Raw genomic sequence first — 14139 nt, forward strand, 5'->3', positions numbered from 1 at the left:
CGGCGGGTCGTAGGGGCCAGGAGGGGCGCCAGGATCGCCCACTCCGCATCGCTCAGGTCGGTGTCGTAGCTAAGGGCTGTCATGCCCCTTCAGATGGGAACCACCCGAATTTCCAGACACCCTCTAGTGCCGCTCTGCCGTGGCACCAGCCCGATCCAGGCCGCCAAGTGCCGGCCTGAACGGAAGGAGCTCGGATCCGGGATAGTGACCGCCAAGTAACTGGCGGTGATCAGGCCGATGCCGGGATGGTCTCCAGGCGCTGGCTCAGCTCATTCGTGCGATGCCACGCCAGGATCTCCTGCTCGACCTGGCCAATGCGGCCATGGACGTCCTCGATCTGAGCGAGGATCAAGCGGATGCAGCGCCATGCCAGCTCCGGTAAGGCCGTGCCGCGTGCCTTCTCGGCCAACTCGATGAGCTTGGGAACGCTGGGAAGCCCCTGAGGGGCGATGACGCCGTATTCGGCCAGGTGACCTCGTAAAGCATTAACCAGCATGGTCCGCTGCCGCACAAGTAGGTCGCGGGTGCGGTGGAGCATGAGCGCGGCCTGCTGCTCAGGGTTCTTGATCGCACTTTGACTAAGCCCGACACTCCTCCAGCCGCCGCTTTTGCGTGCCAGAAGCCTCGAAGTTCGATGGGTCAAGCCACTTTTCATAAGCGGCGCAGAGGGACGGCCACTCCTTATCGATGATCGAGAACCAGGCCGTGTCGCGGTTTTCGCCCTTAACGATGAGGTGCTGGCGGAAGACCCCTTCAGGCTGAAAGCCAAACCGGATTGCAGCGCGCTTTGAGGGTTCGTTGCGGTTGTTGCACTTCCACTCATAACGGCGGTAGCCCAGTTCGTCGAAGGCGTACTTCATAAACAGGAACTGCGCTTCGGTCGCGGCAGGCCTGCGCGAGATCAGCGGCCCCCAGTAGATGTGGCCAATCTCAATCACTCCATGGTCTGGGTCGATGCGCATTAGGGATTGCCGTCCCGCCACTTGACCGCTGGCCTTATCGATGACGGCAAAGAACAGTGGGTCTGTACTGCGCTCGGCCTGCTCGGCCCAGGCTTGGAGGTCCTCACGGCTGGTTGGCGGATGCTCAGGGAGCCAAGCGAACCTAGCCTCAGCGTCCGGCACGGCTGAGGCCGCAAAGAGGCCGTCCCCGTGCGCGGCGGCACTGAGGGGATCGAGCCTTACGTAATGCCCCTCTAGCACCACACGCTCAGGGCGTGGACGGGGCTGCCAATTTTGAAGGTTCTCAGACACGGTTCCTTACTTCGGCTTGGTCTAGGCCGGACCGATATGGCAGAGCGGAGCGCCATAGACATCAGCCGTCACACCCCGAATCTCCGATAAGCATGGAACAGACTTCCTCATGATGTCGATACCTTCGACTGCGCCATGACGGCCCATCGCCTTCTGGCAAAGTGAGTGACCTCGGTCGGCCCTTCATTCCGCACTTGCCAACTGGCGTTGGGTCAGACAGGAAACAAGACCAAATTACCGGAGGGGACAATCATGGGGATTGCTGTACGTCCATTACGCGAGGAAGACCGACTCGGTTGGGAGCGGCTCTACGAGGGCTATGCAGCCTTCTACAAGGTCACCCAAACGCCCGAAATGCGTCACACTGTATGGTCATGGATCATGAACCCCTCAAAGGAGGTCGAAGGATTGGCGGCCATTGATGACAACGGGACTCTGCTCGGGATCGCTCACTTTCGGCCCTTTGCACGACCCCTATCAGCTACGGTTGGGGGCTTCCTCGACGATTTGTTTGTCGATCCTCGCTCTCGTGGTCTTGGCGTCGCGGATGCGCTGCTCAACAGCCTGAAAGAAGAAGGGCTGCGACGGGGATGGTCGGTCATTCGCTGGATCACAGCCGAGGACAACTATCGGGCGCGAGCCGTCTACGACCGGCTTGCCGAGCGGACCAAATGGGTCACCTACGACATCAAGTTGTGACCCTCCGCAGGGAAAGCTCTATCAAGCCGTTCGATCAGGTTGGAAAGGGCCTTCGGGGGCCACAAGGCTCGTTGCATAATTCCGATAAGGCGCCTTTATGAAACTGGATAGCGTGTATTTTGAGCGTATTCGGAAGACTTACGCAGCGGCTCTGACTTCAGGTGAGTAAAGGATCAGTCTAACCCGATCTTTGGATGCGCTCGATCAGAACCTGAATACTCGCGAATCCTTGTCGCAGGTTAGCACAGCTCCCTAGGATCCGGGCCCTCATGAACGGATGCCCAGGCACATCATTTGCGCTCAGGCTGGCTTGCTTTCGGCGGCACGATGATGGCCCCAGCGTTGGGGTGGCGATTTTCCACCTGCTCCCTCCGCCGGACACCAGCACCTTTCATCCGTCCATCAAACAGGAACCGCTGTGTTCCATTCGCGCTCGTAGCAGCCGGAGCCTGCGATTGTCTGGCCGGAGCATCTTGAGCAGTGGCGGTGGTTGCGGCCAGTGCCAACGCAAATGCGACTACCAATCTCGACATGATAGGCTTCTCCTCTTCCGGCACGGGATCATCGTGACGGTATAACTCGGGTTCGGTTACAACTGGGGAGCAACTGGGCACCACGATGATGGCTGTTTGATAGGGCCTCGCCTTTTCGCGGAACGGAACGTTATGGAGCGAAGACTCGAATGGGAGAATTGATGCGGGAAGGTCCGAAGTGGGTTAGGAACCGAGATCCCCTGCGCTTTCGGAACGTCCGCTCCGATGAGGATTGCTGCCCTCGGGCGAGCGTCTCATGCGTGCCAAACTCGGACGTTCGTGCTTAGCTATAATCCTGCGAAGCAAGAGATGTGCGGGCTTGGGTTCTATGCCTTCCCGTCTTGAGCTCCAGCCATGCGTGTCCCTCCATGGAGGTTGGAGTTGCCCCAGCTCCGGAGGGCCTTTTGCGTGATGCTGGTGATCCTCCACGAGCCATCCGCCTTAGCGAACATGAACTCATAGGCACCGCAAGAGTGATAGAAGTCCTCGCCGGGCCTCTTGAGGTCACGTTCAAACCTCAAGATCAGGTAATTGCAGCGACCGCGGACGTCTTCTGCTTCACTGGACAGCAGTAAGTTAGAGAAGCTGTGATGCTTTGAGAGGGTGTCGGCAGCATTCTGCCGGCGCTGAACGAACTCAAAGTTGGTCATCGTGCTGGGCTGCTCGCGCCCTGATGAGGAGTAGTCGATGAATACCTCGGGTGCGAGACAGTCTGCCATTGACGTCCAGTTCCGCTCATCGAACGCAAGGAAAAAACGGCAGAGTAAGTCATTGATAGCGATGTGATCGAGAGCGTCCAAGTCTGCCATCCTCTTCTTCATAACAGCGCCTCCCAACCCAGGCCTTACCAGGGTGTCTAAGAGGGCCTTCACCAGCCAAAGCACCAGGAACCAAGATGCGGATTTCGCAGATCGTGAGCGACGATTTCACCCGATAGTGAGCGCCCGTTTCATCTGATCGTGAGCAGCCTTTTCGCGCGATCATGAGCGGCAGCTTCGGCCGACAGGTTGCATGGAGTCAGGAGTTGGACGCGCCGTCAAGAGCCCGGCTGCGTCCGTTGCGTTTGCGCAGGCTCTCGCCGGTGAGCTGAAGCCGATGGGCGTTGTGAACGAGACGATCCAAAATCGCGTCGGCGAGAGTGGGATCCCCAATCAGATCATGCCAGGCGTCCACGGGAACCTGGCTCGTCACGATCGTCGAGGCGCGGCCATGCCGGTCATCCAGGATCTCCAGAAGATCACGCCGCTCAGCCTGGGTGAGGACGGATAGACCCCAATCATCCAGGATCAGTACCTGCACCCGGCCGAGCGTCTTGAGCAGCCGGCCATAGCGTCCATCGCCGCGGGCCAGAGCCAAGGCCTCGAACAGGCGCGGAACGCGATGGTAGAGCACCGAGCGATTGTCCCGGCAGGCCTTGTGGCCGAGCGCACAGGCGATCCAGCTTTTGCCCAGCCCGGTGGCGCCGGTGATCAGCAGGTTCTCGCCTCGCTCAATCCAGTCCCCGGCCGCCAGCCGGGCAAACACCGCCCGGTCGATCCCGCGCGGCGTGCGCCAGTCGACATCCTCGATGCAGGCATTCTGGCGCAGCGCCGCAAACTTCAGCCGCGCCGTCAGCCGCTTCGTCTCGCGCTCGGCCGCCTCGCGGTCGACCAGAAGCCCGAGCCGCTCCTCGAACGACAAGGCGTCGAGATCGGGTGAGCGGCGCTGCTCGTCGAGAGCTTTGGCCATGCCGGTCAGGCCGAGCGCGATCAGGCGCTCATGGGTCGGGTGGGTCAGCATCGGTGGGTTCTCCTGGTGGGGGTCAGTGGAAATAGCCCTGGCCACGGATGTTGCCGTGGCGCAGCGGGGCGTGGTCGGGAGCTTCGTCGAGAAAGGCCCGGTCGAGGCCGTTCTGAAGAATCGAGCGGATCGACGCGACGGAGCGGGCCTTGATCGAGAGACCGCGCCGGCAGGCGGCGTCCAGGCGCTCGGGGCCGTAGCTCTTGGCCAGCGACAGGATGCCGAGGCAGGTCCGGAAGCCCTGTTCCGGATGCGGCCGGTCGGCCATGACCGCCTCAAAGAACGCGGCCGTCGCGGGGCCGATCTGCGCAGCGGCGGCGATGAGGCTCTGCGGTGTCCATTGCCCGTGCCGGCGGTGTGCGCTGGGCATGTGCTCGGCAATCGTGGTGTGGCCGCGCCGGTTGGGCGCGCGGGCATGGCTGGCGACCCGCTGGCTCTTGTGGAAGATCTCCACCGTCGCGCCGGCGAACCGCACGTCGACGAGCTCTCTGATCAGACGGAAGGGCACGGAATACCAGTGGCCGTCGACCTCGACATGATAATCAGGCGCCACCCGGCAGCGCTTCCAGCGGGCGAAGACATAAGGCTCGTCGGGCAGCGGACCGAGCAGCGGCCGGTCGATCGCGGCAAACAGCTCCGCGCGGCTGGCGTTGAAGCGGCGCATCGGGCGGGCATTGAGTTCCCCGATGAGCCTGCGGATGGCCTGGTTGAGCTCGGCGAGGGTGAAGAAGCGCTGGTTGCGCAGTCGCGCCAGGATCCAGCGCTGGGCGATCTGCACCGCGACCTCGACCTTGGCTTTGTCCTTGGGCTTGCGCGGGCGGGCGGCCAGGATCGCGGTGCCGTAATGGCTAGCCATCTCGGCATAGGTGCGGTTGAGGCCGGGATCGTAGCGGTCGGGATTGGTCACCGCCGCCTTGAGGTTGTCGCACACCACCAGCTTGGGAACTCCATTCAGGAAGGCGAACAGGTTGGCGTGCACACTGATCCAGTCCGGCAGGGTCTCGCTCGGGCAGGCCTCGGCATAGGTGTAGTTGGAGGCGCCCATCGCCGCGACGAACAGCTTCATGGGCTTGGCCTCGCCGGTGCGCGGATCGAAGATGGCGATGGTGTCGCCGGCAAAGTCGACGAAGACCTTCTCGCCGCCCTTGTGGGTCTGGCGCATGGTCGGCTGGGAGCGGCGCTTCCAGGCCTCAAAGGTGGTGCAGAACCAGGTGTAGCCGAAGCCGTCAGGATGGGCGGCGCGATACTCTTCCCAGAGCAGCACGCGGGTGACGCCGGGGCGGCACAGTTCCCTGTCGATATAAGCCCAATCTGGTACCGGGCGGCGGGGCGTGTCGGCGGCCGGGGCTGGCGGTGGAAACAGGAGCCGTTCAAGAGCCTCGTCGTCGAGCCCCTCCGGCAGCGGCCAGGTCAGGCCGGCAAGCCGGGCGCGGCGGAGATAGCTGTGAACGACACCGTTGCTGACCCCGAGCGTGCTCGCGATCAGGCGCTCGCTCAGGCCCTGGGCATGTCTCAAACGAAGAACGTCTCGGATGCGGCGCATGGACAATCTCTGGGTTGGCATCGGGTCTCCTCGTTGGTTGAACGAAGGCACCCGTAGCCCGGAGGGATTGTCGGCCGAAGTATCCCAGTGGTCGTGAAAGGTGCTCACGATCGCCTGAAATGGCTGCTCACGCTGGCGCGAAATCGCTGCTCACGATCCTCTGAAATCCGTGCTCACGATGCGGTGAAATCCGTGCTCACCATCCCGCGAAATACGCAACCAAGAGTGGCTGACAGCCTCACCCCGTGGGGTTGTGCACTCCGGATCCCGTAAGAAGCTTCCGCTTACGGGATCCGGAATCGGGTTTAGGACAATTGTGGTGCTGTCGCCTTCACCTGCCTGGCACGCCAAGACAGAACGAATGGGAGTATGGCAACCGCCGCAGCCATGATCCACAGCACAATCGAGATGGTGCTCTGGAAGAGAATGGAGAGATCCCCGCCGCTGATCGCCAAGGCATTGCGCAGGTTCACCTCCATCACACGCCCGAGAACGAACCCAAGAATAATTGGGGCCATGTCGAACCCGAGTTTGCGCAGGAGCCATCCTATTACGCCGATGCCGAGCATCATCAGGATCGACAGCACGCTGGCATGGGTCGAGTAGACACCTACGATGGAAAGAACCAGGATTCCAGGAACCAGAATCCAGTTCGGCAGCGTCAGCACCCGCGAGAACACGCCGACGAGAGGCAGGTTCATGATCAGCAGCAGAACATTGCCGATGTAGAGCGAGGCAATCAGGCCACCAACCAGTTCCGGACGCTCGGCAAAGAGCTGCGGCCCGGGCTGGATGTTGTAGAGCATCAGAGCTCCCAGCATCACCGCAGTCGTGCCGCTGCCTGGAACGCCAAGGGTCAGCATCGGAACGAATGCTCCGGCGGCCGTGGCGTTGTTCGCCGCCTCAGGCGCGGCAAGCCCGCGCACATCGCCTTTGCCGAAGGTGCCGTCGCGGTCCGAAATTCGCTTTTCCGTTGTGTAGGAGACGGCGCTGGCGACCGAGGCCCCGGTTCCTGGCAGCACGCCGACGATGAAGCCGATGACAGAGCCCCGGAGTGTTGCCCCGGTGCAGCGGACGATGTCAGCCCAACGGGCGAATGTACGGCCGGCAACCTTGATGATTGAACCACCAGACGCCTGATGCTCAAGCATCAGCATGGCTTCCGAGATTGAGAACAGTCCGATCACGAGCACGACGAACTCGATTCCGTCTCCAAGCTCCGGCTCGTCGAACGTGAAGCGGTAGGCGCCGGAGGTCGCGTCGAGGCCAACAGTCGCGAGCATCAGGCCGATGACGCAGCCGATCAGGGTCTTCACCGGCTGACTGCCAACCATTGATGCCAGTGTCGCGAAGGCAAAGATCATGAGGACGAAGTACTCGGCAGGACCGAAGCCGATGGCCAGGCCGCTCAAAAGGGGAGCAAAGAACGTCAGGCCCACGACGCCCAGAATACCCCCAACAAATGAGGACAGTCCGCTGATCATCAGGGCCTCGCCCGCCCGGCCCTGGCGGGCCAAGGGATTGCCGTCGAGGGCTGTCATGACGGCGCCAGCATCACCAGGCACGTTCAATAGGATAGACGAGATTCGCCCACCGTACTCGGCACCGGAGTAGATCCCGGCCAGGAGGATCATTGTGCTCTCGGCCGGCAGGCCCATCGTGTAAGCGATGGGAAGGAGCAGTGCGATCCCGTTAATCGGGCCAATCGCGGGCAATGCGCCGATCATTGTGCCCAGGAAGCATCCCACGAACCCGATGAGGAGGTTCATGGGGCTGAGTGCAACCGAAAACCCGGTCCAGAGATAGCTAAGGTCCATGTTTGTCGTCCTCTATCTCAGAAGCCGAAGATGCTTCCGCCCGGCAGGTAGACTTCGAGCAGGTAGCGGAAAAGCAAGAACCAAAGGGCTGCCTGCACGATCCCCGCAATGAGGGCAAAGCGCCAGGAGGCCCCGAAAATCCGGCCAACTCCGGTTACCAGCAACGTGATGGCAAGAGCGAAGCCGAGGGGCTCCAGGAGGAGCGTGGCGACGAGCACAAGCCCGGGGATGGCAATGGAACTTGCGAGCAGTCGGCCCTGCGGCCACGGCTCGGAGCCGCCAGGCCTGAAGAAATAAATCAGCGATAGTAGCGCAAGCACACCCGCCAGGATCAGCGGGAACACACGAGGCCCAAGAGGATCTGACGAGAACGAGTATGAAATACGGCTCGCATCGAGCCCATACAGAACAGCAAGAGCGAAGAGAACGACCGCGCCCACGCGATCACTCCTCACCGCTCCAAGAGGACCGGTTGAGGTTGTCATGACTGGCTCCGATACAGAAAACGCGACCCCACTGCCTGGGGCCGCGTGGTTGGTGGATCAGAGACCCGCTTCAGCAGCGAGGGTCTTGAACTTCTTCACGTCGTTCTTGACGACCTTCTCGAAGTCCGCACCAATTACCGTATAGGGATACAAGCCCCGCTCCTCGCGCTCCTTGGCGAATTCGGGTGATTTGGCCAGCTTTTGGAATGTGTCGACCCAGGACTGGTAGTCGGCATCCGAGATCTTGCCGCCGAGATAGTAGCCGCGCCAGACAACCCAGTCGAAGTCGAAGCCCTGCTCCTTCGCGGTCGGCACATCCTTCAGGTCGCCAGGCAGCCGCTCCGGAGCCATGACCCCGAGAATGCGTACCTTACCGGCCTGATGGTGCTTCGCCATCTCCGAGGCCTCACCGGCGCCGATCTTGATGTGCCCGCCTTGCAGTGATGTCAGCACTGCACCGCCACCCTCTAGGGCGACATAGCGGATCTTCTTGGGATCCTGGCCGGCGCTCTTGGCGATGATGGCCGCCTTCATCCAGTCCTGGCTTCCGACCGCCCCACCGCCACCGATGGCGAAATCGTTCGGGGCCTTCTTGTAGGCCTCCACCAAGTCCTTCATGGTCTTGTAGGGAGAGTCTGCGGCCACGACGATCACGCCGTAGTCCGCTCCGAGAGCGCCCAGCCACCGCACGGCGTTCTCGTCGTACTGTCCGAACTTACCCTGGGCCAGGAGCAGCGCGGAACCGGTGGAAGCGGCAGTAATCAGCGTGGGATCGCTGGAGCGCTTGCCGACGACATGGTTGTAGGCGACAGCTCCGACGCCACCCTCCATGTAGGTGACCGGCATCGGCTTGTCGATAAGCTTGGCTGCCAGGAGCGAGTTGGCTGCGAGGCGGCAGGTCACGTCAAAGCCGCCGCCCGGCTTGGCTCCCGCCAGGCACTCCGTCTTGTCCGGTGCGGCCAGTGCAGCACCTGCCAGAACACCTGCGACGCCAAATACAGCCGCCTGCAATACGAGCTTCTTCATCGTTTCTTCCCTATACAATTGTGGACGTTACGCTCTGTCTGTACCGAGCTTGCTCCACACGTTAGGGTCGGAACCTGTCATTCACCTGTCATTAAATGTGACCGAAGGCATGCGCATCTTTCTGGTTGAGGACACGCGCGACGTTGCCGAGGCGATCATCGGGCATTTCGCCAGGATTGGCCACGTCGTCGATTGGGAGGTGGATGGCGAGGCTGCGGCCGCCACGCTCAACGAAACAATATACGACCTCGTGATCCTGGACGTGATGCTTCCCGGCCAGAGCGGGTTTGCGATCCTGCGGCACCTTCGCTCGATTGGCAGTACGACACCGGTCCTGATGCTCACCGCCCGGTCCGAGGTCGATGATCGGGTGAGCGCGCTCGACATCGGTGCCGATGATTACCTGGTGAAACCCTTCGACTTTCGGGAGCTGGAAGCCCGGGCTCGGGCGCTACTGCGGCGGCGCCATGGCGACGCCACTAACCTCCTCGAATGCGGGGACATTTGCATCGATCGGTCTGCGCGCATCGTTCGGGTCGGCCAGCGCGAGGTGCACCTGACCCGCCGTGAGGTGACACTGCTCGAAATCCTGGCTTCGCGGCCTGGCCGTGTCTTCAGCAAAGACGACCTGCTGGACCAGGTCTTCGGTTATGATGAGGAGGCCCCCTCCTTCAATGCTGTCGAGCTTTACATCGGCCGCTTGCGAAAGAAGCTACAAGGCGCAAAAGCCCAGATTGTGACGGTCCGGGGCTTTGGCTATCAATTGGTCCCCCATGGCTCGTCGTGAACCGTCCCTTTTCACCCGCCTGATTGTCCTCATCTCGGTGGTGCTGACTTTGGGGGCGGCTGCGCTCACGACGGCAGCCTGGTATTATGCCCGGGCGGCGGCAAACGAAGCGTATGATCGCCTTCTGGTCGGCGCCGCGTACCAGATGGCGGAAGCCGTTAACGTGCAGGGTGGAGCGCTGACCGTCGAGTTGCCGGTATCCGCCTTCGAGTTGCTGGCGCTCTCGGATCGGGACCGCATCTTCTATAAGATCGTCGACGCTCGTGGACGAACACTAACTGGCTATGGCGATCTTGCTACTCCGGAAACTGACGCCTCTGCCCTGAGCGGCCCGGATGTGCAGGATGGGAAATTCAAGGGAGCGGCTGTTCGTGTGGCAAAGACGGCCCGTTACTTTTCCGACCCATCCGTACAGGGGCGTGTTGACGTGGTTGTGGCACAGACCACCGAGGCGCGAACGGCGCTGGCGCGTGAACTGACCCTTCGGGCAGTGGCGCTGATCGCGGCCATGAGCGCCTTGGCACTTGGCGGAGCCGTCTTTGCAATCCGCTACGCCCTTAGACCCATTGGTCGGGTTGGTGCGGCCCTGCGGGATCGTGATCCCCACGACGTGACGCCTGTAACCGTCAGCACTCCGCGAGAGTTGCGTCCGTTCGTGTCTGCAACCAATGAGTTCATCGCACGGCTCAGGAGCCGGATGGACCTGATGCAGCAATTCATTGCAGATGCGGCCCACCAGATCCGCACCCCGCTCACCGCCCTCAAAGCCCAAATCGAGCTCCTGTCCCATCAGACAATGGACCCGCAGGGACGACAACACCTGAGACGGGTGCAGGAGCGTGTGGATCAGCTCTCACGATTGGCCAACCAGTTGCTCAGCCATGCCATGGTAAACCACCGTGCGGGAGCGGTGCCGCTCGAACCTGTTGATGTCGTCGAGGTCGTCCGGCGCGCGATCCGCGAGGCCGTGCCCGACACCCTCGACCGTGACATCCTGACGGCTCTGGAGCTGCCCCCGCTTCCTGTAGAGGTGGAAGCTGATGCGATCAGCCTGAAGGAAGCGGTCAAGAATGTGATCGACAATGCGATCCGCCATGGGGCTGCCACGGAACTCACGCTACGCGTGCGGGAGCAACCGGGGATGGTGGAGATCGAGGTTGAGGACGACGGGCCTGGCATTCCGCCGGAGCTGTGGTCCCAAGTGACCGAGAGGTTCGGATCATCGTCGCCCGCTGGGTCCGGATTAGGGCTCTCCATCGCCGCCGATGTGCTGTCCGCCCATGGAGGAAGTCTGAGCTTCCAGAACCGGGCTGAGGGCGGCTTTGCCGTGATCATGCGCCTGCCGAACGGAATGGGACAAAATCGATGAAGAGCCGAGGAACCTTGCTCCACCACCGCATCGCAGGCCTTTGTCTGTTCTGGGCACTGATCCTGGCGATGGCCGGCGCGGCCCATGCCGAGGAGCCCAAGGACTTCCCTGCCTTGCAGACCAAGCATGAGGTTCTGTCGGTCCACGCGGCAACGGATCTTTCCGCCATGGAGCCGCTGATCCGTGATTTCCAAACTCTGAACCCCAACACCAAGGTTGAGTTTACCGAGTATGTCACGAACGATCTCTATGCCGCCGCCGCCAAGGCCTGCCAGGACGGGTCGGCTCTGGGAGACGTCCTCTTGTCGTCGTCCGTTGATCAGTTGGTGAAGCTTGCCAATGACGGTTGCGCCCGTGACGTCCGCTCGCCTGAGACAGTGATGGCGCCCCGCTGGGCCAACTGGCGGAACGAGGTCTTTGGGTTCACCTTTGAACCGGTTGTATTCGTCTACAATCGCGAGAAGGTGCCCGCTGAGGATGTTCCGAGCACCCATCTTGAATTGGCCGATCTGCTGCGGTTGAAGCCGGAAGCCTATCGCGGTCGGGTCGGGACCTACGATATTCGCCAATCAGGCATTGGCTACCTCCTTGCATTCAACGACTCGCAGCAGACGACCACCACCTACGGTCGTCTCCTCGAAAGCCTCGGGCGCGCCCAAGCTGTCGTGCGGTGCTGCACGGGCGAGATTCTTGATCAGCTAGAGGCAGGGCGGATCCTCATTGGCTACAACATGCTGGCATCCTATGCCTATGCCCGGGTCCGCGCCGGAGCGGACCTCGGCATCGTCATGCCGGCTGACTACACCCTTGTGCTCAGCCGGGGCGCCATGGTTCCGTCCCAAGCCCGGAATGCCAATGCAGCGCTGCGTTTCGTGAGTTATCTCTTGTCGGCGCGTGGACAGGAGGTGGCACAGCGGGAAGGCTTCTTTTTCGGCGTCGGCGGCGAAACTCCTCCTGGCATCGAAGGAGCTTCCTCAATCGTCCAAACCGGCGTCGCCCGTCCGATCACGATCAGCCCAGCGCTGCTTGCCGTCCAGGATGACGAGAGGCGCAGGCGCTTTATTGCCGATTGGAGCCGCTCACTCGTAGAGATGTCCCCAGAGTAGCAGGAGCTAGTCTGTAGGGGGATGCTGTGCGCCAGGTTTCCGAGTCGCAGATCATCCTATCAATAGATGCTAAAGTCTCACTGTAGCAGGTCAATTGAATGATCCGAGTTTGGTAACCTGCGGCTATCCTGATTAGGGGAAAGGTCCGGAACGGGTTAGAAACCGAGATTTCCTGCGCTTTCTGAACGTCCGGTTCGATGAGAATTGCTGCCTTCGAGTTTAGATCTCAGACGTGCCGATACTGTTGAAGAAGTCCGAAAATGCCGGTTTCTGCGCGGCCGACATACTGGATGTTGGGCCTGATCTGGCACGCTGACGCTATTAATAGGTCGACTGAGTAGCGCTCGGGAGTTTTTCCAACGAAATCTGCCATTTTCAGACATTCGCTGACAAGCTATGGGCGATCAGTATCAATCGCCGACAAGCATACTCCTGACCTCGCGCGATCAAGGCCGACAGGCTATTGAGCAAACCAAAAGGGGCCCCGTCTGGTCGATAGCCCCGGCTGGCTGGGCCCCCTACAGAAGCGGGGTTCCGCCCTTCACGGCATAGATGCCGCCCGTCATGTAACTGCCTTCGTCGGAGGCGAGCAGGACGTAGATGCCGGCCAGTTCCTTGGGTTGGCCGGCACGCCCCAGTGGAGCGTCCTGGCCAAAGCTCTTCACCTTCTCATCCGGCATCGTGGAGGGGATTAATGGCGTCCAGATCGGGCCTGGGGCCACGGCGTTGACACGGATCCCCCTGCTGCCCAGCATCTGCGCCAAGCCCGCGGTGAAGTTGGAGACAGCACCCTTGGTCGAGGCATAGGCCAAGAGCATGGGGCTGGGCTTGTCCGACTGGATCGAGGTCGTGTTGATGATCGACGATCCCGGCGGCATGTGGGGAACAGCAGCCTTGGCCAGGTGGAACATGGCCTCGATATTGGTGCGGAACGTATAGCTCCATTCCTCGTCCGGGATGTCCTCCAGGTTCTCGTACGTGCGCTGGAAAGCGGCGTTGTTCACCAGGATGTCGATGCGGCCGAACTCGCTCACTGCCCGGTCGATGATGGCACGGCAGTGAGCGGCCTCAGCGATGGCGCCCGGCACCAGCACACAGCGGCGTCCCGCCGCCTCGACATGGCGGGCAGTCTCGCGGGCATCCTCGTCCTCCTGCTCGTTCAGGTAGCTGATCAGGATGTCCGCGCCCTCGCGAGCGAAGGCGATGGCCACCGCCCGACCAATCCCGCTGTCACCGCCGGTGATCACTGCCACGCGACCGACAAGTTTGTCACAGCCCTTGTAGCTCGTCTCGCCGTGGTCAGCCTGCGGCGTCATCTCCGCTTCGGTGCCGGGCGGCTCGATGTGCCCCTGGTCGGACTGGTTCATGCGGATGCTCCTGCTCGCAGGAACCTGTCAATCACTGGATGCTTGGGAAGTTCCACCCCACCAAGCGACCAAGGACCTTTCAGAGCTTCGGACCGAGGGCGGCCGTGATTGCGTGGCCGAGGGCCTCCTCAAGGCGCGTTGCCACCGTGGCTAGATCATGGCCGAGGTCTTCCAGCATGTCCTCGACCAGCATCGCGATCATGGCCTCGTTCTCGACGAGAAGAACACGGCGGCCGGTGGTGTCCTGGAGCATCGTCATCCCCTTGGTTCAGGTCTTGCAGATTGTCCCGCTCCAAGGCTGGCGCGGGTTCCAGCCTCAGACGGTCAGGCGGCTGATGGCGCGACTTCCCTTAATGAGTTCCTGTCCTGAGGGCC

The 14139-nt window shown here is 61.7% G+C and carries 16 protein-coding genes; 4 read left to right on the plus strand and 12 right to left on the minus strand.

From position 1 onward, the window contains the following. Positions 1-89: 89 nt before the first annotated feature. Genes ACFOYU_RS17705 through ACFOYU_RS17715 form a run of 3 tightly spaced genes read right to left on the minus strand, consistent with a single transcriptional unit; the run spans position 90 to position 1253 of the window. Positions 90-215 (minus strand): transposase, encoded by a 126-nt coding sequence (locus tag ACFOYU_RS17705; RefSeq protein ID WP_377034610.1) that lies wholly within the window; start codon positions 213-215, stop codon positions 90-92. A 14-nt stretch (positions 216-229) separates the two neighbouring features. After that, a complete protein-coding gene (locus tag ACFOYU_RS17710) occupies positions 230-538 on the minus strand; it encodes a hypothetical protein (protein ID WP_377034611.1) in 309 nt (102 codons plus the stop codon). A gap of 40 nt (positions 539-578) precedes the next feature. Next, positions 579-1253: a GNAT family N-acetyltransferase gene (locus ACFOYU_RS17715; protein ID WP_377034612.1), complete on the minus strand. Its 675-nt coding sequence runs from the start codon at positions 1251-1253 to the stop codon at positions 579-581. 252 nt (positions 1254-1505) lie between these two features. On the opposite strand from ACFOYU_RS17715, the gene ACFOYU_RS17720 reads away from it, so the two are divergent. Further along, positions 1506-1952: a GNAT family N-acetyltransferase gene (locus tag ACFOYU_RS17720; RefSeq protein WP_377034613.1), complete on the plus strand. Its 447-nt coding sequence runs from the start codon at positions 1506-1508 to the stop codon at positions 1950-1952. Positions 1953-2242: 290 nt separating this feature from the next. Here the strand turns inward: ACFOYU_RS17720 and ACFOYU_RS17725 are convergent, their stop codons facing one another. The 7 genes from ACFOYU_RS17725 to ACFOYU_RS17755 all read right to left on the minus strand — a co-directional run bounded on the left by ACFOYU_RS17725 (position 2243) and on the right by ACFOYU_RS17755 (position 9135). Beyond that, positions 2243-2485, minus strand: coding sequence for a hypothetical protein (locus ACFOYU_RS17725; RefSeq protein WP_377034614.1), 243 nt, complete (start codon positions 2483-2485; stop codon positions 2243-2245). Between the two features lie 326 nt (positions 2486-2811). Next, the gene (locus ACFOYU_RS17730) at positions 2812-3306 is read right to left on the minus strand and encodes a nuclear transport factor 2 family protein (protein WP_377034615.1); all 495 of its coding nucleotides are present in this window, start codon (positions 3304-3306) and stop codon (positions 2812-2814) included. A gap of 196 nt (positions 3307-3502) precedes the next feature. Then, positions 3503-4264, minus strand: a complete 762-nt coding sequence (gene istB, locus ACFOYU_RS17735; protein ID WP_377034616.1) for an IS21-like element helper ATPase IstB — start codon at positions 4262-4264, stop codon at positions 3503-3505. A 22-nt stretch (positions 4265-4286) separates the two neighbouring features. Next, entirely contained in the window at positions 4287-5828 is a 1542-nt protein-coding gene (gene istA / locus ACFOYU_RS17740; RefSeq protein ID WP_377034617.1) for an IS21 family transposase, read from the minus strand. Positions 5829-6112: 284 nt separating this feature from the next. Further along, positions 6113-7624 (minus strand): tripartite tricarboxylate transporter permease, encoded by a 1512-nt coding sequence (locus ACFOYU_RS17745; protein WP_377034618.1) that lies wholly within the window; start codon positions 7622-7624, stop codon positions 6113-6115. A gap of 17 nt (positions 7625-7641) precedes the next feature. Then, positions 7642-8109, minus strand: a complete 468-nt coding sequence (locus ACFOYU_RS17750; protein ID WP_377034619.1) for a tripartite tricarboxylate transporter TctB family protein — start codon at positions 8107-8109, stop codon at positions 7642-7644. Positions 8110-8166: 57 nt separating this feature from the next. Continuing rightward, positions 8167-9135, minus strand: coding sequence for a Bug family tripartite tricarboxylate transporter substrate binding protein (locus ACFOYU_RS17755; protein ID WP_377034620.1), 969 nt, complete (start codon positions 9133-9135; stop codon positions 8167-8169). A gap of 109 nt (positions 9136-9244) precedes the next feature. Between ACFOYU_RS17755 and ACFOYU_RS17760 the strand changes: the two genes are divergently transcribed. From ACFOYU_RS17760 to ACFOYU_RS17770, 3 genes are read left to right on the plus strand one after another with little or no spacing between them, the layout of a single operon-like run. Beyond that, the gene (locus ACFOYU_RS17760; protein ID WP_377034621.1) at positions 9245-9922 is read left to right on the plus strand and encodes a response regulator transcription factor; all 678 of its coding nucleotides are present in this window, start codon (positions 9245-9247) and stop codon (positions 9920-9922) included. Further along, entirely contained in the window at positions 9909-11291 is a 1383-nt protein-coding gene (locus ACFOYU_RS17765; protein ID WP_377034622.1) for a sensor histidine kinase, read from the plus strand. Before ACFOYU_RS17760 ends, ACFOYU_RS17765 begins: the two co-directional genes overlap by 14 nt. After that, positions 11288-12397, plus strand: coding sequence for an ABC transporter substrate-binding protein (locus tag ACFOYU_RS17770; RefSeq protein WP_377034623.1), 1110 nt, complete (start codon positions 11288-11290; stop codon positions 12395-12397). The genes ACFOYU_RS17765 and ACFOYU_RS17770 overlap by 4 nt, the downstream gene beginning before the upstream one ends. Positions 12398-12915: 518 nt before the next feature. Here ACFOYU_RS17770 and ACFOYU_RS17775 read toward each other — a convergent pair. Beyond that, entirely contained in the window at positions 12916-13764 is an 849-nt protein-coding gene (locus ACFOYU_RS17775) for an SDR family oxidoreductase (RefSeq protein ID WP_377034624.1), read from the minus strand. A gap of 79 nt (positions 13765-13843) precedes the next feature. Further along, the gene (locus tag ACFOYU_RS17780; RefSeq protein ID WP_377034625.1) at positions 13844-14017 is read right to left on the minus strand and encodes a hypothetical protein; all 174 of its coding nucleotides are present in this window, start codon (positions 14015-14017) and stop codon (positions 13844-13846) included. Positions 14018-14139 lie beyond the last annotated feature (122 nt).

This window comes from Microvirga sp. GCM10011540 (assembly GCF_042650665.1).
Lineage (GTDB): Bacteria > Pseudomonadota > Alphaproteobacteria > Rhizobiales > Beijerinckiaceae > Microvirga > Microvirga lenta.